Raw genomic sequence first — 17,094 nt, forward strand, 5'->3', positions numbered from 1 at the left:
GCACGCCTTGATCCGATCGTCTTGTTTCACAATGCTGCGGAGCAGGTACCGGCCTACGGGCACTTCCTGGATGCACGTGGCGTCGATCCGGATCGGGTGCGGACACTGGACGACTTCCGGAGCGTGCCGCCGGTCACCAAGGAGAACTACGTCCGGGCGTATCCGCTGCCCGAGCGGTGCCGCGGCGGCACGCTCGACGGGTGCGACACCGTGGCGCTGTCGTCGGGCTCCTCGGGGCAGCCGACGGTCTGGCCGCGCCGGCTCGTCGACGAACTCGCCGCGACCGAACGGTTCGCCGAGATCTTCCGGACGTTCGGCGCGGACCAGTACCGCACGCTCGCGGTGATCTGCTTCCCGCTCGGCAACTGGGTCGGCGGCATGTTCACCGCGGCGGCCTGCCGGCACCTGACGACGCAGGGGTTCCGCCTCACGGTGGCCACGCCCGGCAACGTCGTCGACGAGATCCTGCGGGTGATCGACGCGCTCGGCCCGTTCTACGACCAGGTCGTGCTCCTCGGGTACCCGCCGTTCGTCAAGAACGTGATCGATCGCGGTTCCGGCTGGCCGGCGAGGAAGCTCAAGCTGGTGTTCGCCGGCGAGGTCTTCAGCGAACGGTGGCGCGATCTGATCGCGGAACGAGCCGGCATCGCCGACCCGATCGCGCACACCGCCGCCCTCTACGGCACCGCCGACGCCGGGGTGCTCGGCATCGAGACGCCGCGCACCGTCCGGCTGCGCCGTGAGCTGAGCGGCACCACGTTCGGTGGTGGCCGGGTGCCGACGCTCGTGGAGTACGACCCCGAACACCGGTACTTCGAGACCGACGGCGGTGCCCTGCTGTTCACGGCCGACGGCGCCGTGCCGCTGATCCGGTACGACATCGGCGACGAGGGCGGGCTCCTTCCCGACAACGTGGTCTACGTCTATGGGCGGAGCCTGTTCGCGGTGTCGCTCTACGGGGCGAACGTCTATCCGGAGAACGTCGCCGAGGCGTTGGAGGCCGACGACATCGTCGGGTGGACGACCGGCCGGTTCGTGCTGCGGACGCCGGAGAATGGGAACGGCGACCGGCTCCTCGACATCACGGTCGAGCTCGCGCCGGGTTTTGCCGGCGAGGGCCGCGAGGCGCTGGTGGCCGAGGCGATCCGCGCCCACGTGCCGCGCGTCAACAGCGAATTCGCGCACTACGTCCCGGCTGACCGGCAACTGCCGACGGTCCGGTTCCGCCCGGTCGGCGACCCGGACAACTTCCCAGTAGGCGTCAAACACCGATACTCCCGGTAACCGAGAACCGGAATCGACGGTCCCGTCGTCTCCCTGGGCGTGGAAGTAATGACGGAGGCCGAACTCGTGCGGCGCGTCGCCGACGGTGACCGCGCCGCGTTCGACGAGTTGTATCGGCGTACCTCGCCCTGGTTGGCGGTGCGGCTGCGCCGCCGCTGCGCTGACGACGACCTCGTCGCCGACGTGCTCCAGGAGACCTACCTCGCGGTCTGGCGAGCAGCAGGCAGCTACGCCGGCTCGGTGACCGAGGGCAGCGCCGTCGGTTGGCTCTGGACGATCGCCGCGAACCGCCTCGTCGACGCGTTCCGTCGCCGTGCCCGCCAGGAGCGGGTGCCGAACGTCCCCCTGGTCGAGACGACCGCACCTGCCGCCGAGGACGAGGTGATGGCCACGCGCGTCGGCCAGGACCTCGAACAGGCCCTGCTGCGGCTCCCACCGGAACTGCGTCAGGTGCTGCAGGCGATGGTGCTCGACGGACTCTCGGTGCGGCAGACGTCGGTGCTGCTCAGCATGCCCGAGGGCACGGTGAAGACCCGCGCGCGACGGGCCCGGATCGCACTGCGGGAGGCGCTCTCATGACCCATCCGACTCACGCAGTCCTGACGACCTACGCGCAGGGCGGAACCGGCCTCGACGACGCCACCCTCTGGTCGATCGAGGTACACCTCGACACCTGCGCCGACTGCCGCGCCCACCTGACCACCCCCAGCACGACCGCCATCCTCGACCGGGTGGCACTCTCCCTCGACGAGGCGATCCGGACCGGCCCGCTCCCGGCCCGCCACCGCACTCCCGCGGTGAGCGTGCACCGACGCTGGCTCGCTTGGACGCTGTTTCCCTGGCTCGCTGTGACGTTCGCAGTGCTGGGTTGCGGTGTCCTCCTGAACGCCGTGCAGCCGAGCCTGCCCTCACTCGTGCTGCTGCTGGCTCCGGTGGCACCGCTGCCGGGAGTCGCGGTGGCGTGGAGTCTGCGCACCGACCCGGTCTGGGAACTGATCGCCACCACTCCCGCCGCCGGTCTGACCATGGTGCTCCGGCGGACGCTCGCGGTGCTCCTCGTGGTGCTGCCCGTGCTGCTGGTGGCGGGCATCGGAACCGGTACCTCGCCGGCCCTCACCCTGCTGCCGTGCCTCGCGTTCACCGCGGGGACGCTCGCGCTCGGTGCGTTCGTCGGGGTCCGGCGCGCTGCGATCGGGCTCGGCATCGCCTGGTCCGCCGCCGTCCTGCTCCCGAGCGTCGCGGCGGAGGCCCTACCCCCGGTCCTGCAGCCGGACAGCACTGCCGTCTGGGCGGTGACCACCGTGGCCCTGGCCGCGGCCATCCCGCTCGCCGCCCCCTACTTCCGCCGCTCGACCAGCGGCAACTGACCCCGGAGGAACGACAGTGCGTCCCGTGAGTGCTGCCGAAACGGCCCCCACCTTCCATCCCTGGCTCGTCCATGCCGACGGGCTCCGCGTGCGAGCCGGTCGTCACCTCGCCGTCGACGGCCTCGATCTGACGCTGAACGCCGGCGTCCATGGCCTGCTGGGCCCCAACGGCGCCGGCAAGACCACGCTCATGCGCGCCCTGTCCACCGTCGTCAAGCCCGCCGGTGGTGCGTTGACGCTGCTCGGCTCCTCGGTGGACAACCGCGCCGACCTGCGCGAAGTCCGTCGCGGGCTCGGTTACCTGCCGCAGCAGTTCGGCTTCTACCCGCGCTTCACGGTCCGCGAGTTCGTCGAGTACATGGCCTGGCTCAAAGAAATGCCCAAGAACTCCATTGCCGACGCTGTACAGCGCGCCATCGATCGGGTGGACCTCACGGCCAAGGCCGACGCGAAGATGAAGACGCTGTCGGGTGGGATGCAGCGCCGAGCCGGCATCGCTCAGGCCATCGTGAACGACCCCCAGCTGCTGCTGCTCGACGAGCCCACCGTCGGCCTCGACCCGGAACAGCGCCTGGACTTCCGCGACCTGCTGCGTGACCTCGGCACCGACAGCTGCGTGCTGGTCTCCACCCACCTCGTCGAGGACGTCGTCGCCGCCTGCACCGACGTCATCCTGATGAACGAGGGTCGGCTGCTCTTCCAGGGCACCCCCGATGAGCTGATCGCCAGCGGTGGGCAGAGCGACGCGGGCGACAGCGCCGCGGAACGCGGTTACTCCGCACTCCTCCGTCAGCACCGGAGCAACGCATGACGCGCATCTTCGGCATCGAGCTCCGCAGGTCGTCCGCTCTCGGTGCCGCGCTTCTGATCGCCGCGGCCGGCGCCATCGTTCTCCACGCGACCCCGGGACGCTGGTCCACCGGCTGGATGGCACTGGCCATGATCCAGCGCGAGTACCTCGTGGTGATGGCGCCGCTCGCGATGGCTGCCGGTGCCTGGCAGTCCTATCGCGAGCACCGCGCGAACGTCGCCGAGCTGTTCGCCAGCGCGCCTCGGCCGCGCCCGCAGCAGGTAGCGCCGACCCTGGCCGCCACCGGCGTAGCGGTCGTCGTCGCCTACCTGGTCACGCTCGCGGCGACCGCACCGCGGATCGCCGACACCGCGCGCTACCTCCCAGCGGCAGCAGTCGTCGTCGTGGCCGTCGGGCTGGTCGCGATGATCGCGTCGGTCTGGCTCGGGCTGGCGATCGGGCGCCTGGTCCCGGCTCTCGCGACCGCACCCGCGCTGGCAGTGGTCGGCTTCGCGCTGCTGGTCTTCGCGCCGCAGGCACTGCCGGACGGCGGGGCCACCGCGGCGTTCGCCCCGGCCATGGGGATGAGCCTGTTCAGCGATTACGACACGGTCAGCGGAGGAGTCAGCGCTGCCCAGGCGGTGTGGATGGCAGCGGTCGCGGCGGCCGGCGTCGTCCTCTTCGCGGTGCGCAACCGCGCGGTCGTCGCGGTCGCGGCACTGCTACCGCTGGCGGTCGGCGCGACCGTCACGGCCCTCGTCGTGCCGACCGGGGACGCCTACGACCGGGGGACGCTCGACCCGGTCGCCCAGCAGCTGGTGTGCACCGACGACGCGCCGCGGGTCTGCGTCAGCCGGGTGCACGAGTCGCTGCTGCCCGAGGTGGTGCCGAAGGCGCGGCACGCGCTGGGGCTGCTGTCGACGACGTCGGTCGTCGAGGCACACGAGGACACCACGACGTTCACCCCGGTCACGTCACCGAAGCGGCGGGCCGACACCGTGCTGATGACGATCGTCGTCGACAAATACGGCCGCCTTTCCCACCCGGGTCGCCTCGAACCGGCGATGCTGACCGGCGCGTTCGCCGGCCCGATCGGCTGCGGGGACAACCGGAACTACTCGGCCGCCACTGCGGCGGCGTACTGGCTGCTGGACCGGAAGCCGAGCGTCGGCGCCGGTGGCCTGGAGTTCGACGATCCGGAGGCCGTCTCGCTCTGGAACAACCTGAAGGCACTACCGAGGGCCGAGGCCGGCGCCCGGGTGACAGCTGTCTACGAAGCTGCTCAGCAGTGTCGGGACACCACCGGGCTGTTGACCCGGTGAGGTGGTTGTCCCTCTACGCCCGTTCGCGTCGGGTGCCAGCGGCGCTCGGCGCGGCGGCCGCGGGCGCGGGTCTCGCGTGGTCGCTGGTGGCGGGCTTCGGCAGCGGGGAGCGGGTGGGTCCGGTCGTGCTCACCCTGACCGTGCTCCTGCTGGTCGCCGCCGTCACCGCGACGCTCGGCGGCCCCGACGACAGCCTCGACCGCACTGCCGCGCGGCCCTGGAGTCGGCTGCGGGCGTCCCACCTGGTCGCCGCGCTGGGATGTGTGGTCGTGCTGATCGGCGCTGTTCGGTTCGGGCCGTTCGGGTTCGTCGTCCGCGACGCGGCCGGGCTGCTGGGCCTCACCGCCCTCGGGGCGGTCGCGGTCGGTCCCGCCCGGTCGTGGTTCCTGCCTCTCGGTTGGACGCTCGGCGCGGCGACGTTCCCAGGTACGGGGACCGTGGGGGAGGTGCTGACCTGGCAGCTGGCGGCCCCCGACAGCCGACCGGCCGCCACGGTCGCCGCGCTTCTCGCGACCGCCGGCCTGACCACCTACGCAACACGCGGACCCCGCCCCCGGACGTCGACCGAGAACCCTTAGGCCCCGAGCGCCGGCTGCGGATACGGGTTCTTCGGCAGCGCCGGGGGCCTGCCGATGCTCAGTTGCCGACGCCGAGGTCTGCCATCATCGCGGTGGGGTAGCGGTCGCCCTTCGCGGAGCCGGCGGGCACGGCCTTCTCGATTTCGGCGAGGTCGTCGGCGGTGAGTTCCAGCGCGAGCGCGGGCAGGGCCTCGGCGAGACGTTCGCGGGTGCGAGCCCCGATCACCGGCACGATGTCCGCTCCCTGCGCGGCCACCCACGCGATCGCGAGCTGCGCGACAGTGCACCCCTTCGCGTCGGCGACGCGCCTCAGAGCGTCGACCAAGCGCATGTTGTCGGAAAGGTTTTCGCCGGAGAAGCGCGGCATCATGTTGCGGTGGTCACCGGCGTTGCCGGGGCTCCAGTGCCCGGAGAGCAGACCCCGGCTCAGCACCCCGTAGGCGGTCACGCCGACGCCCAGTTCGCGCAGCGTGGGCAGGACCTCCGCCTCGACCCCGCGGGAGATCAGCGAGTACTCGATCTGCAGGTCCGCGATCGGGGTCACGGCGTGTGCCCGACGGACCGTCTCGGCGTTCACCTCCGAGAGGCCGGCGTGGCGCACGTAACCGGCGTCGATCATGTCCTTGATCGCGCCGACCGTGTCCTCGATCGGCACCGCCGGGTCGAGGCGCGCGGGGCGGTAGACGTCGATGTGGTCGACGCCCAGCCGGTTGAGCGAGTAGTTCAGGAAGTTCTTCAGCGCTGCCGGGCGCGCGTCGACCCCGACCATCGCGCCGTCGGGGCTGCGCAGGGCGCCGAACTTGACGCTCAGTACGTAGCTGTCGCGGTCGCGGCCACGCAGCGCTTCGGCCAGCAGCAATTCGTTGTGCCCGCTGCCGTAGAAGTCGCCGGTGTCGATCAGCGTGACGCCGGCGTCCAGCGCGGCGTGCACGGTGGCGATGCTTTCGGAGCGGTCGGTCGGACCGTAGGCGTCGGACATGCCCATTGCGCCCAGGCCCAGAGTTCGTGTGTTCATGTCGTCCACCGTGCGCGGTGATCGAGACCGCCGAAAGCGGAGCGCTCATCGTGGGAGCGCCGCTCCCTGGCTCGCGGCAACCGACCCGGGGCAGCATGGGTGACATGCAGCGTGAACAGCTCGCCGACTTCCTGCGCCGGCGCCGCGAGGCGATCCGACCGGCGGAGGTCGGGCTCGCCGACGGTCCGCGCCGCCGCACCCACGGCCTGCGCCGGGAAGAGGTGGCGATGCTCGCCGGCATGTCGGTCGACTACGTCGTCCGGCTCGAGCAGGGACGCAGCAGCCAGCCCTCCACCCAGCTGCTCGGTGCGCTGGCTCGCGCGCTGCGCCTCTCCGACGACGAGCGTGACCACCTGTTCCACCTGGCCGGTCACCAGCCACCGCCGTCGGACGGTACGGCGCGGCTGGCCCGTGCCGGTCTGGTGCGCCTGCTCGATCTGCTGGGCGACGCCCCGGCGATGGTCATCTCGGACCTGGGGGAGGTGCTGGCGCAGAACCGGATGTCGACGCTGCTGGTGGGTGACCAGATCGGCTGCAACCTGTTGCTCCGCTGGTTCACCGATCCGGCCATCCGTGCCACGCACGCGCCGGCGGAGGTGGGGCACCACTCCCGCCAGCACGTGGCCGATCTGCGGGCGGCGGTGGGCCGCCGAGCCGGCGACCCGGCCGTGGCCGCGCTCGTCGGGCGGCTCGAGGCCGCGAGCGAGGAGTTCCGGCTGCTCTGGGTCGAGCACGAGGTGGCGGTCCGGCGCGCGGACCAGAAGACGATCGTGCACCCGAGGGTGGGTCCGATGCTGATGGACTGCGAGACGCTGGTGACGCCCGACCAGGGTCAGCACCTGGTGGTGCTCACCCCGGCGAACGCGGACGCCCGCGAGCGGCTGGATCTGCTGCGGGTCGTCGGCCTCGAGGAGTTCAGTGCCAGTCGCTGATCTGGACGTCGTTCGGCGCAGGCGCGCCCGTTCCGGTCTCGACCAGTGACTTCAGGCTCAGCAGGTACGAGCCCCACTTCGTGCTGCAGTGATTCATGAACTCGACTTCCTTCTCCCATCCTCGGTGGGAGAAGAGGACGATCGTGTAGTCACCGTCCTGGCGGAGGTCCCAGTCGATCGTCGTCCCGACCCACTCGGGCGGGCCGTCGACCACCCTCCACGAGACGTGCTCGGCCGGTCGTGTTTCGACGACCTCCATGTCGAAGCCGCCCGGCAGGAACCGGAACTCCAGCACCCCGCCGTTGTCTCTCGTGTCTTCGGTCCACCAACCGGCCAGCCCGTCGACAGTGGTGAGCGCGTCGTAGACCTTTTCCGGCGACGCATCCTTGACGCCGATCCGGTGCAGAATGTCCGCCATCGTCAGTTCTCCTCCGTGCGCTGTTGGATCGCCTCGGCGATCCGCTTGATCCGCTGGAGCCGGGCGTCCCATGCCGTTCCGACGGAGGACAGTTGCTCGGCGGCGCGGGCGAGCTGCTCCTCGTCCACGCGGTACCGCCTCTCCTTGCCTGCCGGAGCCGCGTGCACCAGGCCGACCCGGTCGAGCACTCCGAGGTGTTTGGCCACTGCCTGCCGGGTGACAGGCATGTGCTGACTCAGCGACGTGGCGGTTCCGGCGCCGTCGGTGAGCAGCAGGTCGAGCATCCGGCGCCGGGTCGGGTCGCCGATCGCCGACCAGAGGTCGTCGTCGATCACTGCAACTTCTCGGCGTAGGGCGCGATCCGCGGAACGAAGTGGTCCCAGCCGGAGACGTGGTCCTGGTACGTCTCCTCGAGGACCGCGGCGTCCCAGCCCATCTCCCGGAAACCGGTCTCGACCATCGTGAGCGTGGTGCCGCTGCCGGACGGCGTCAGCGTGAACGTGACCAGCAGCGAGTTGCCCTCGATCGCGTCCTCGCCGGTCGGCTGCGTCCAGCGGAACGAGAACAGCGTCGGAGGCCGGACGTCGACGACGGTCAGCCCGACGACCTTGTCGCCGAACGAAATCTCGCCCGACGACCCGGGAGCCACGTCGTACCGCGCCTCGTCCGGCCACCACTCCGTGACGTGCACGGGATCGCTCACGACGTCGAAGACGATGTCCGGCGAGGCCTCGATGTAGATCTCACGCTCTAGGGACGCGAATTCCATGGTGCCCTCCTGCAACCTTTGGTTGCTCATCACCGTAGAGCGCAGGAGAGCTTCGCGCAACCATTGGTTGCACATCAGGCTGTCGCGCGTCGCTTCCGGTACGGCAGCACGAACATGTACAAGCCCGTGCCCATCAGCAGGAACAGCGGCGGCAGCGGGAGGTACAGGATCCAGGCCGGGCCGGACACCGCCACGGACACAAAGCACAGGGCGACGATGGCGAGGAAGACGATCGACGTCCAACGGTGGATCTGTCGCCAGTTCATCGGGACCTCCGAGAAGATGCGGTTGATGCCGGTCACGCTAAGTTCGCGCGACCGGCCCGTGCTTCTCGATTCCTGACCGGTTGGTCGGCCTACAGGCCCAGGCGGGCCAGCTTCTCGTCGTACTGGATCTCGATGTCGGCGACGTCCGCGTCGCTGGCCCAGATCGCTTCCAGCGATGCCTTGGTCTTCGCGTCGAGCGCGTCGTAGCGGTCCCGCCACTTCTCCGCCCCGTCGGTCCAGTACCCGACCGTTTTGTACGCGGTGGCCGGCAGGCTCAGCTCCCGACGAAGGTACTTCCGGACGTTACGCATCTCGCGTGTCTCGCCGGCCACCCACACGTAGCCGACGCCGTCCGGGCGGGGCATCGAGCGCACGATCTGCTCGAGTTTGCTCGGGCCGTGCGCGTTGCCGCCGTGCAGCCAGGTGACGTCGGTGCCTTGCCGGACGTCGAGAGGGATGTGGTGTTCTGGACCAGGAACCTCGAGGATCGCGCGCGTCCGCACCCCGGCAGGGGTGTTCTCCAGCAGCCGCGCAGCGGCGGGCAGCGCCGCGAAGTCGGCGACGAGCAGCTGCCAGGTCATGTTCGCGGGCGGGTCGTACATGCCGTCGGGGGTGTTGATGCCGACCAGGTCGCCGGGGGTGGCCTTCTTCGCCCACTCGGCGGCGACGCCACCGTCGTGGATGACGAAGTCGATCGAGACCTCGTTGGTGACCGGGTCGAACGCCCGCACGGTGTAGGTGCGCATCGTGTTCAGGTCGATCGAGGAGTAGTCGAGGCATCCGTCGGTGACCGTGGGGAGGATCGGGACGCGTTCGCCGTCGGGCGGGAAGATCAGGCGGATGTACTCGTCGCCGATACCGGTGGTGGCATAGTCGTCGAGCGCGGCGCCGCCGAAGACGACGCGTCGCAGGGCCGGGGTGAGGTCTTCGGTGCGGACGACTTCGCCGGTCCACACACGCATGGGCAGCGTGGTTCCGCTCATGCCGCTTAGGCTAAGCTAACCAGCCCTCTACGGGCTACGGTGTCCGCTTCTCCGCGGCCTCACCGTCGTCGATCTCGGCAGCCCGCGGGGACTCCGCGGCTCCTGCGGCTCCCGCGGAGTTCGCGGCTCCTGCGGAGTCCGCGGGCTTTGCGGAATTTGTGGCTTCCGTGGATGCGGAGTCGGCTGGTTCGTTGCGGATGGGGACCTCGCGGACGGTGAGGAGGGCCATTGCGATGGCGCCCAGGACCAAGGCGATGTCCGCGACGTTGCCGACGAAGAACCCGTTGTAGTCGATGAAGTCGACGACGTGCCCGCGCGCGAACCCCGGCTCGCGGAAGAGACGGTCGCCCAGGTGCGAGGTGGCCCCGCCGAGCACCGCCCCCAGCGCGATCGTCCAGCCGAGTGACGTCAATCGCCGTGCGTAATAGAGGATGCCGACGACGGCGGCGGCGGCAGCGATCGCGAACACCCAGGTGAACGACTCACCGATCGAGAACGCGGCACCGGGGTTGTAGACGAGCCGGAAGTCGATCAGCGGCGGGATGACGGTGATCTCGCGACCGTCGTCGAGCGAGTGTTCCGCCCAGTACTTTGTCGCCTGGTCGATGACGAGGACAACGGCCGCCCAGACGAGGAACCACCCATAGCGCGATCTCACGGTCCCGACGATACGGTCCGCGCCGAACGCTATCGCTGCCACAGTCGGATCGTGCCGTCGTCGCTGCCCGACGCGAGGGTGCGGCCGTCCGGACTGAACGCGACCGCGTAGACCGTGCCGCTGTGTCCGGTGAGCGGTTCGCCGACCTGCTCGCCGCTGGCGGTCTCCCACAGTCGGACGGAGTAGTCGAGGCTTCCGGACGCGATCGTGGTGCCGTCGGGGCTGACGTCGACGGCGTACACGGTTCCGGTATGGCCGGTGAGGCGCTTTTCCGGGCCGATGCGGTCGAGGTCCCAGATGCTGACGTCGTTGTCGACGCCGGCCACGAGGACCCCGTCGGCGCCAAAGGCGATCGCTTGCACGGTGCCGGTGATGAGTTCGGCGGTCGGTTGGTCGGAGATCTTGCTCCAGAGCTTGATGCCGCCGTCGACGGCTGCGGCCAGGAACGTGCCGTCGGGGCTGTAGGCGACCGCGACGACGCTCTTGCCGTTGACGACCAGCGGGGTGGCCGCCTGCTTTGCCGAGTCGACGTTCCAGCGTTGGAGGGCGCCGTCCAGGCTTCCCGAGGCGAGGACCTCGCCGCTGGGGTCGAAGGCCACCGAGAGCACGGCACTGGGCTGGCCGATCAGCGGGTTGGTGTACGGGCCGCGCGTGTCGACGTTCCAGAGGCGGATGCTTCCGTCCCGGCTGCCGGAGGCGAGCACCGTGCCGTTGGGGCTGAACGCGAGGGCGGTGATGGGCTCGGTGTGGCCGGCGAGGGGCTTGCCGACCCGTTCGCCGCTGGCGACGTCCCAGAGTTGGATGGTGCCGTCGAGTCCGCCGGAGGCGAGGATGCGGCCGTCGCGGTGGAAGGCGAGGGCGCGAATTCTGTTGCCGGGGTCGGTGAGGATGCGTGATTCGTTGACGTCGTTGTCGCCGAGGACGACGAAGAGGCAGACGGCTAGGGCTACGGCTACGGCGCTGGCTGCCGCCAGGGTGACGGTGGTGAGTCTGCGTCTTCGGGGGCGATGCCGGGCAGCTATGGCCGGCCGCGCGACCGGCGGCATCGTGGCGGGCGTGGTCCGGCGCTCGGCCGGCCGGGGCTGCCCGGCGCGAGCTTCGGTGGCGCGGGGTTCGGTGGCGCGGGGTTCGGTGGCGCGGGGTTCGGTGGCGCGGGGTTGGGCGGCGCGGCCCTCGGGGGCGTGGGGTTCTTCGGCTGGAGATTCTTGGGAGGCGCCGGGGGAGCGGGGAGGTGCGGGGGAGATCGGGCGTTGGGGAGGGAGGGCGGGTTCTGACGGACGGCGGGCCGGGCGCGTGACGGTGGCCGCGTCGCGCATGGCGGGCAGCCGGACCGTGCTGCCGTTCAGGCCCGGCGGCCGGATCAACCGCGTCACCGACCCGGTCGCGGACGCGAGCAGATCCGCCTGCAGACACCCGGTCGCCACGACCAACTCCGGCTGATCGAGAACGATCGGCGAATGGTTCAACGCACGGTGCAGGTTCTGCGTAATCCCGGGCAGCCGCGTGGCACCCCCGACCAAGAACACGGCGTGCAAATCGTCAGCCGTCAATCCCGCATCCCGCACGACCGCCCGGCAGCTCCGCAGAGTGCGATCGATCAGCGGCCGACACAACTGATCGAGCTGTTCCCGACCCAACGGAATTTCGTCCTCGAGAAACGGCACCCGAATGAACGTCCCGGCCGTCGTCGCGAGTAGTTCCTTCGCAGTTCGCACATCATCCAGGAACAACCACCGCGCCCGCCGTTCCGCCGACGACTCCGGATATTCCAATTGAGTCCACTGCTCGCTGTAACGCGAAAACACCGCAGCGAGGTACGTGACGATCGCATGATCGACGTCGAGCCCGCCGGCGTCGGCGAGACCGTCACTCGCCAGCACCGAATACCCACCCCGTGCCTCCGCCCGCACCACCGTGGCGTCGAACGTGCCGGCACCGAGGTCGTACACCAACGCGGTGCTGCCGGCCGGTAAGCAGTCCGGGTGGTCGGCGACAAAAGCCGCAGCCGCCGACAACGGTTCCGGAATCAGGCGCACTTTGCGCCACCCGGCCCGCGCCGCTGCGTCCACCAGCACCCTGCGCCGGGACCGCGCCCACACCGCGGGATGGGTCAGCACCACCTCGTCGACCGGCGTGTACCCGGTGACCCGATCGGCCTCCGCGGCAACGTGCGCCAGCACCGCCCCGACCACTTCCGCAACCGGCCATTCCCGACCTCCGAGCAGCAGATTGCCCTCGTCGAGATGTTTTTTCGGATGTGGTTCGAACGACTCCGGATAACGCTGAGCCGTGTACACCGCAGCCCGGCCGACCAACAGCGAACCGTCCGGCGAAGCGCACACCGCGGACGGCAGTTGCTGTTGACCGGAAAACAGCAATGGCCGGGTGCGGCCGTCGCTTTTCGACAGCACCGCTACCGTATTGGACGTCCCGAAATCGACGCCGAGTCGAAGTCCCCCCACTGGCACGCCGACAGAGTAAACACATTCGGCGACGACGATGGGGCGGCCGGGGCCGCCCCATCCTTAATTGTTTCCTTTACTTCTGCGACATTCCCGCGTCGACGGGAAGCGACACCCCGGTGAGGAAACGACCGGCGTCCGACGACAGGTACATCAGCGCCTCGGTGATGTCGTCCACGTCCACCCACGGAATCGGCAGCATGTTCATCGGGGTGGCCGCCTCGGCGAACTGCTCGCGCGTGATGTCGGGACCGCCGAACAGCGCCTTGGTCTCGGTGTTCTGGATCATCACGGTGTCGACGTTCGTCGGGTGGATCGTGTTGACGCGGATCTTGTGCGGCGCCAGTTCGTTCGCGAGCGAGCGCGCGAGGCCGACCAGGCCGTGCTTGGCCGCGGAGTAGTGCGGCAGGTTCGCCATGCCCTTGAGGCCGGCGGTCGAGCTCGTGAACACGATCGAGCCGCCGTCGCCCTGGCGCACCAGGTGGGGGATCGCCGCCTGTGCGGTGAAGAACTGCCCGGTGAGGTTGATGTCGATCATCGTCCGCCACATGTCTTCGGACATCTCCGCGGCCGGGGCGAACGTCGCAATGCCGGCGTTCGAGCTGACCACGTCGACGCGGCCGAGCTGCGCGACGCCCGCATCGACAGCGGAGATCAGCGCCGCGCGGTCGCGAATGTCGACGATCGACGCGACGATCCGGCGGTCCTGCGCCTCCACGAGGCGGACGGTCTCGTCCAGGTCGGCCTGCGTCGCCCCGGGGTAGCCAACCGTGTCGACGTCATGGGCGATGTCCACCGCGATGACGTCCGCGCCTTCCTGGGCGAACTTGATCGCGTGGTTGCGCCCCTGCCCCCGTGCGGCACCGGTGACGAACAGGACCTTGCCTTCGAAACGTCCAGCCATGTGGCTCATCTCCTCTGGTCAAGGCAATTATGTCACCGAGTGCATTAATCGCCCACCGTCACGATCCGCTGAGCTGCTCCGTCCTGGAGGCATGACACCTTGGCGCTGGATGCGGGCCGGGCTGATCCTGCTAGCCGCTCTCGATGGGCTGGTGGGCGCTTGGCAGTACTTTTTCCCGCGGTCGTTCTACGACGACTTCCCGACCGTTTCGAACGATCCGCCGTACAACGAGCACCTGATGGCTGATATCGGCGGGCTCAACCTCGCGATCGTGACCGTGGTGGTGATCGCGGCGGTCGTGCTGGAGTACCGCCTGGTGATGGCCGCCCTGGCCGGCTTCGGCGTCTACTGCGGGACGCATTTCGCCTACCACGTGACGAACTTCGACGGTTTTCCCGTGCGCGACGCGGTCGCGGTGGGCACCGGGCTCGGCATCGAGTTCGTCCTGACGATCGCCCTGTTGTTCCTGGGCTACTACCTACGAACGCAGGCGCTGAGGCATGCACGCTCCGAGGGCTTATAACCCGCCAAAGCGTGCACGCCTTGGGCCGGGCCGGGCCGGTGGCTGGGTGGGCGGCGACGGTTACGCTGGAACCTGACGTTGACGTCAGAGGCAGGGAGGTCTCGGCCATGCGTATCGGAGAGCTGGCGTCGCAAGCGGGGGTGAGCGTGCGCGCCCTGCGCTACTACGAGGAGCAGCGGCTGCTCGAATCCGAGCGCACGCCGAGCGGTCAACGGGTCTACGACCGCTCGGCGGTCGAGCGGGTCCGCTTCATCCAGCAGCTGTACGCCGCCGGGCTCTCGAGCAAGGCGGTGCTCGAGATCCTGCCGTGCGTACACACCGGCCACGTCACGCCCGAGCTCATGGCCCGCCTCACCACCGAGCGCGACCGCATCGCCCACCAGATCGCCGAGCTCAGCGCCACCCGCGACCGGCTCGACGGAATCATCAGCACCACGATCGCCTACCGAGACGGCCAAACCTGCGCAAGCTGATCCGCCCGGGTTCGGCCCGCCGGACGGCTCGGCCCGCCGGACGGCTCGGACCGCCGGACGGCTCGCCCGCCGGACGGCTCGCCCGCCGAGCGACCGAGGCGGCCGCCGCTGAGCGCGGCGCGCGTTAGAACAGCGCCATCTGATCCGGTGACGGCTCCCGGCGAGCCCGCAGACTCCGCGGGTACTTCGGCGGCTCGGGCTCCGGCTCGGGCGGAGGCGTCCGCCCGGTCAGTGCCCACAGCGACGGCCCGAGAATGATCCCGCGCCCAGCCAACGCCTGACGCATCGTGCCGTACGAAAGCGGCAACCGCGCCGAATCCAGGGCGGGCAGCGACAGGTCAGCGCGCATCCGCATCAACCGGCGATTGACCTCCACCCGCTCCCGAGCCTCCGCCGACACCAGGTTCCGCGCGGCCACCTCACCCACCACGGCGCGTACGGCGTCGACACCGGCCGCCCACGCGGCCTCGACGCTCCCGAACGCCCCGAGCAGCCGCGACGCCAGGATCGAGCCGAACCCCCGCACCCCCGGCAGGTTGTCGGACGGATCCCCGCGCAAGGCCGCCAAGTCGCCGTAGAGCGCCGGCGACACCCCGTACAACTCCTGCAGCCCGGCCGGCGTCACCATCACGGCCTCGTCCAGGCCCCCGTTACGCACCCGCAGCACCGACGTCTGCTCGTCGATCAGCGCGAACGCATCCCGATCGCTGGTCACCAGCACCGAGCGCCATCCGCCCCCACGTGCCGCGGCCGCAGCGCTCGCCAGTACGTCGTCGGCCTCGAAGCCAGGAGGCACGACGGTGCAGAAACCCGCCGCCCGGAGCAGATCCGGCGCAGCCGTGATCTGTTCGGACAAGTCCGCAGCCTTCTCCGGCCGGTGCGCCTTGTACGGCGGGTAGTCCGCTTGGCGGGCGGAACGCTCCGAACAGTCGAACCCGACCACCACGGCGTCGGGCCGGAGCTTCGCCGTGGCCCGTGCCACGTACCCGACCAGACCCTTCAGTGCCCACACCGGACGGTCGTCCTCGTCGAGCAGTTTCCCTGTCGCGGCCGCGTGGTACGCGCGATGCAACAAGCTGTTGCCGTCGAGCACGAGCAGCAGCGGTGGGGAAGACACGACCCCTAGCCTAGGAGGTCTTTCGTGACCGTGCGGGCGGCACGGAGAGCGGTGACCGCAGGCTCCCGCTCCCGCCCGTGCTCGGCTTGGTGCCGAACGACGACACGACCGTGATCGAGCCCCGGAACCGAACGTTCCACGATCTCGGCTGTCGACTCTTCGGCTCGAGGGCACCCGTGCGGGAACCGGGGGTAACTGGACCAGCGAAATCACAATGACCTCTCCGGACACTGCGAAGTTGCTCCTGGTGGGCGGGCCGGCACGCTGTGACGGGCGAGCCGGTCACCCGGGACGTTCGCTGGACCGATCCGACCGACGGGACAGTCCGGTTACCCGAACACCGCTTCGGACAGGACGTGCGCCCGTGCAACGCCGCGGCCGAGGTGATTTTCGCGCACAAGACCGGTCCGGCCGAGGCCGCCGGCGGTGCTGCCGGGATCGTGCGCTCGCTGTCGGGTAAACCGTGGAGGCACTACGCCGTGGTGGTCCAGTCGAACCTGAGTAGCCGCTTCGTCGATCCGGCTCGCCCAAAAGACCCACCGGGGGCCGATCCGGTGGAGTACTCGGAGAAGTTCGGCGAACTCGGTCGGGCGATCGACGGACGGATCACTTCGCACTCCTCCGTCAAAACGCTGCACCGCGCAGGCCGTAGTCACTTTCTGTTCCTTCACATCGACGCCCAGCGAGGTGCCGTAGTACCGTCAGCGAGTGGGCTGAACCGACCTGACCAGCGTGAATACGTGCGGCGAACCCAAGCTGTTCACGGTGTGTCCACCGACACGGTTAATCGGTTTGCGCTTCGTGCGCTCCGTCGCGTAGATTTCCCAAGGCCCGCAGGGGAGACGGACACGCACCGGACGCGCAAGCGAACGGGTGGACGGCCCGAGGGAAGGCAGCCAGTCGCACCGGCCGGAAGGTCGGGGTGTGGCGCTGCGCCGGGCGAAGCGGCCGATTTGGCGCCGCGAGAACGACCGGATACGGTAGTAAAAGCAAGACGCCGAGCAAATTCAGCCCGGTGGGCCGTGCTTTTTAAGGCGGTAGTAGGGCCCCGATAAGAAACAGAGCGAATTTGGTTCTGACAATCGGATCGGGTACAGTAAGAAACGCAGGACAAGCCCTGAGTGAGGCTCTGACGAGCGGATCCGGTGCGCGTGTGTTGTTTGAGAACTCAACAGTGTGTTTGAAAGTTAGTGCCAGATGTTTGACCTCGGCTCACCTTTTTTGGTGGGTTCA

At 69.6% G+C, this 17,094-nt stretch carries 19 protein-coding genes; 9 read left to right on the forward strand and 10 right to left on the reverse strand.

Annotation, left to right across the window (positions count from 1 at the left end):
* Nucleotides 1–21 precede the first annotated feature (21 nt).
* The 6 genes from ACGFY5_RS07980 to ACGFY5_RS08005 are packed head-to-tail and all read left to right on the forward strand — an operon-like array spanning nucleotide 22 to nucleotide 5,341.
* Nucleotides 22–1,284 (forward strand): phenylacetate--CoA ligase family protein, encoded by a 1,263-nt coding sequence (locus ACGFY5_RS07980; RefSeq protein WP_392718527.1) that lies wholly within the window; start codon nucleotides 22–24, stop codon nucleotides 1,282–1,284.
* A gap of 48 nt (nucleotides 1,285–1,332) precedes the next feature.
* A complete protein-coding gene (locus ACGFY5_RS07985; RefSeq protein WP_392718529.1) occupies nucleotides 1,333–1,863 on the forward strand; it encodes an RNA polymerase sigma factor in 531 nt (176 codons plus the stop codon).
* Nucleotides 1,860–2,651 (forward strand): hypothetical protein, encoded by a 792-nt coding sequence (locus ACGFY5_RS07990; RefSeq protein ID WP_392718531.1) that lies wholly within the window; start codon nucleotides 1,860–1,862, stop codon nucleotides 2,649–2,651. Before ACGFY5_RS07985 ends, ACGFY5_RS07990 begins: the two co-directional genes overlap by 4 nt.
* Before the next feature lie 16 nt (nucleotides 2,652–2,667).
* Nucleotides 2,668–3,462 (forward strand): ABC transporter ATP-binding protein, encoded by a 795-nt coding sequence (locus tag ACGFY5_RS07995; RefSeq protein ID WP_392718533.1) that lies wholly within the window; start codon nucleotides 2,668–2,670, stop codon nucleotides 3,460–3,462.
* Nucleotides 3,459–4,763 carry a hypothetical protein gene (locus ACGFY5_RS08000; protein ID WP_392718535.1) on the forward strand — a complete coding sequence of 435 codons (1,305 nt, stop codon included), beginning with the start codon at nucleotides 3,459–3,461 and terminating at the stop codon, nucleotides 4,761–4,763. The genes ACGFY5_RS07995 and ACGFY5_RS08000 overlap by 4 nt, the downstream gene beginning before the upstream one ends.
* Nucleotides 4,760–5,341 (forward strand): hypothetical protein, encoded by a 582-nt coding sequence (locus ACGFY5_RS08005; RefSeq protein WP_392718537.1) that lies wholly within the window; start codon nucleotides 4,760–4,762, stop codon nucleotides 5,339–5,341. The genes ACGFY5_RS08000 and ACGFY5_RS08005 overlap by 4 nt, the downstream gene beginning before the upstream one ends.
* Nucleotides 5,342–5,399: 58 nt before the next feature.
* Here ACGFY5_RS08005 and ACGFY5_RS08010 read toward each other — a convergent pair whose 3' ends face one another.
* On the reverse strand, nucleotides 5,400–6,356 hold the full coding sequence (locus ACGFY5_RS08010) for an aldo/keto reductase (RefSeq protein WP_392718539.1): 957 nt from the start codon (nucleotides 6,354–6,356) through the stop codon (nucleotides 5,400–5,402).
* A gap of 104 nt (nucleotides 6,357–6,460) precedes the next feature.
* Between ACGFY5_RS08010 and ACGFY5_RS08015 the strand changes: the two genes are divergently transcribed.
* Nucleotides 6,461–7,288, forward strand: coding sequence for a helix-turn-helix transcriptional regulator (locus tag ACGFY5_RS08015; protein ID WP_392718541.1), 828 nt, complete (start codon nucleotides 6,461–6,463; stop codon nucleotides 7,286–7,288).
* Here the strand turns inward: ACGFY5_RS08015 and ACGFY5_RS08020 are convergent.
* The 8 genes from ACGFY5_RS08020 to ACGFY5_RS08055 form a co-directional block, all read right to left on the reverse strand.
* Nucleotides 7,272–7,706 carry an SRPBCC domain-containing protein gene (locus ACGFY5_RS08020; protein WP_392718543.1) on the reverse strand — a complete coding sequence of 145 codons (435 nt, stop codon included), beginning with the start codon at nucleotides 7,704–7,706 and terminating at the stop codon, nucleotides 7,272–7,274. The two genes, ACGFY5_RS08015 and ACGFY5_RS08020, sit on opposite strands and share 17 nt — an antisense overlap.
* 2 nt (nucleotides 7,707–7,708) lie before the next feature.
* Nucleotides 7,709–8,041: an ArsR/SmtB family transcription factor gene (locus tag ACGFY5_RS08025; protein WP_392718545.1), complete on the reverse strand. Its 333-nt coding sequence runs from the start codon at nucleotides 8,039–8,041 to the stop codon at nucleotides 7,709–7,711.
* Nucleotides 8,038–8,475: an SRPBCC family protein gene (locus ACGFY5_RS08030; RefSeq protein ID WP_392718547.1), complete on the reverse strand. Its 438-nt coding sequence runs from the start codon at nucleotides 8,473–8,475 to the stop codon at nucleotides 8,038–8,040. Before ACGFY5_RS08030 ends, ACGFY5_RS08025 begins: the two co-directional genes overlap by 4 nt.
* Nucleotides 8,476–8,549: 74 nt before the next feature.
* Nucleotides 8,550–8,741, reverse strand: coding sequence for a hypothetical protein (locus tag ACGFY5_RS08035; protein WP_392718549.1), 192 nt, complete (start codon nucleotides 8,739–8,741; stop codon nucleotides 8,550–8,552).
* Between the two features lie 89 nt (nucleotides 8,742–8,830).
* Nucleotides 8,831–9,724: a siderophore-interacting protein gene (locus ACGFY5_RS08040; RefSeq protein ID WP_392718551.1), complete on the reverse strand. Its 894-nt coding sequence runs from the start codon at nucleotides 9,722–9,724 to the stop codon at nucleotides 8,831–8,833.
* Nucleotides 9,725–9,758: 34 nt separating this feature from the next.
* Entirely contained in the window at nucleotides 9,759–10,382 is a 624-nt protein-coding gene (locus ACGFY5_RS08045; RefSeq protein ID WP_392718553.1) for a signal peptidase II, read from the reverse strand.
* A 29-nt stretch (nucleotides 10,383–10,411) separates the two neighbouring features.
* Nucleotides 10,412–12,793, reverse strand: coding sequence for an Hsp70 family protein (locus ACGFY5_RS08050; RefSeq protein WP_392718556.1), 2,382 nt, complete (start codon nucleotides 12,791–12,793; stop codon nucleotides 10,412–10,414).
* A gap of 127 nt (nucleotides 12,794–12,920) precedes the next feature.
* Nucleotides 12,921–13,748, reverse strand: a complete 828-nt coding sequence (locus tag ACGFY5_RS08055; protein WP_392718557.1) for a mycofactocin-coupled SDR family oxidoreductase — start codon at nucleotides 13,746–13,748, stop codon at nucleotides 12,921–12,923.
* A 91-nt stretch (nucleotides 13,749–13,839) separates the two neighbouring features.
* Between ACGFY5_RS08055 and ACGFY5_RS08060 the strand changes: the two genes are divergently transcribed.
* Together ACGFY5_RS08060 and ACGFY5_RS08065 are read left to right on the forward strand one after the other, a co-directional pair.
* On the forward strand, nucleotides 13,840–14,271 hold the full coding sequence (locus ACGFY5_RS08060; RefSeq protein WP_392718559.1) for a hypothetical protein: 432 nt from the start codon (nucleotides 13,840–13,842) through the stop codon (nucleotides 14,269–14,271).
* A 107-nt stretch (nucleotides 14,272–14,378) separates the two neighbouring features.
* Nucleotides 14,379–14,744 carry a MerR family transcriptional regulator gene (locus ACGFY5_RS08065; protein WP_392718561.1) on the forward strand — a complete coding sequence of 122 codons (366 nt, stop codon included), beginning with the start codon at nucleotides 14,379–14,381 and terminating at the stop codon, nucleotides 14,742–14,744.
* Nucleotides 14,745–14,868: 124 nt separating this feature from the next.
* Here the strand turns inward: ACGFY5_RS08065 and ACGFY5_RS08070 are convergent, their stop codons facing one another.
* Nucleotides 14,869–15,861: a 5'-3' exonuclease H3TH domain-containing protein gene (locus ACGFY5_RS08070; RefSeq protein WP_392718563.1), complete on the reverse strand. Its 993-nt coding sequence runs from the start codon at nucleotides 15,859–15,861 to the stop codon at nucleotides 14,869–14,871.
* Between the last annotated feature and the right edge of the window lie 1,233 nt (nucleotides 15,862–17,094).

The organism is Cryptosporangium sp. NPDC048952 (assembly GCF_043197895.1).
Taxonomy (GTDB): domain Bacteria; phylum Actinomycetota; class Actinomycetes; order Mycobacteriales; family Cryptosporangiaceae; genus Cryptosporangium.

Bases quoted from the DNA above. Each gene is read 5' to 3' on its own strand.
- ACGFY5_RS07985 (WP_392718529.1), top strand. From the start codon at position 1,333: ATGACGGAGGCCGAACTCGTGCGGCGCGTCGCCGACGGTGACCGCGCC.
- ACGFY5_RS07990 (WP_392718531.1), top strand. From the start codon at position 1,860: ATGACCCATCCGACTCACGCAGTCCTGACGACCTACGCGCAGGGCGGA.
- ACGFY5_RS08000 (WP_392718535.1), top strand. From the start codon at position 3,459: ATGACGCGCATCTTCGGCATCGAGCTCCGCAGGTCGTCCGCTCTCGGT.
- ACGFY5_RS08010 (WP_392718539.1), bottom strand. From the start codon at position 6,356: ATGAACACACGAACTCTGGGCCTGGGCGCAATGGGCATGTCCGACGCC.
- ACGFY5_RS08015 (WP_392718541.1), top strand. From the start codon at position 6,461: ATGCAGCGTGAACAGCTCGCCGACTTCCTGCGCCGGCGCCGCGAGGCG.
- ACGFY5_RS08020 (WP_392718543.1), bottom strand. From the start codon at position 7,706: ATGGCGGACATTCTGCACCGGATCGGCGTCAAGGATGCGTCGCCGGAA.
- ACGFY5_RS08030 (WP_392718547.1), bottom strand. From the start codon at position 8,475: ATGGAATTCGCGTCCCTAGAGCGTGAGATCTACATCGAGGCCTCGCCG.
- ACGFY5_RS08035 (WP_392718549.1), bottom strand. From the start codon at position 8,741: ATGAACTGGCGACAGATCCACCGTTGGACGTCGATCGTCTTCCTCGCC.
- ACGFY5_RS08040 (WP_392718551.1), bottom strand. From the start codon at position 9,724: ATGAGCGGAACCACGCTGCCCATGCGTGTGTGGACCGGCGAAGTCGTC.
- ACGFY5_RS08055 (WP_392718557.1), bottom strand. From the start codon at position 13,748: ATGGCTGGACGTTTCGAAGGCAAGGTCCTGTTCGTCACCGGTGCCGCA.
- ACGFY5_RS08060 (WP_392718559.1), top strand. From the start codon at position 13,840: ATGACACCTTGGCGCTGGATGCGGGCCGGGCTGATCCTGCTAGCCGCT.
- ACGFY5_RS08065 (WP_392718561.1), top strand. From the start codon at position 14,379: ATGCGTATCGGAGAGCTGGCGTCGCAAGCGGGGGTGAGCGTGCGCGCC.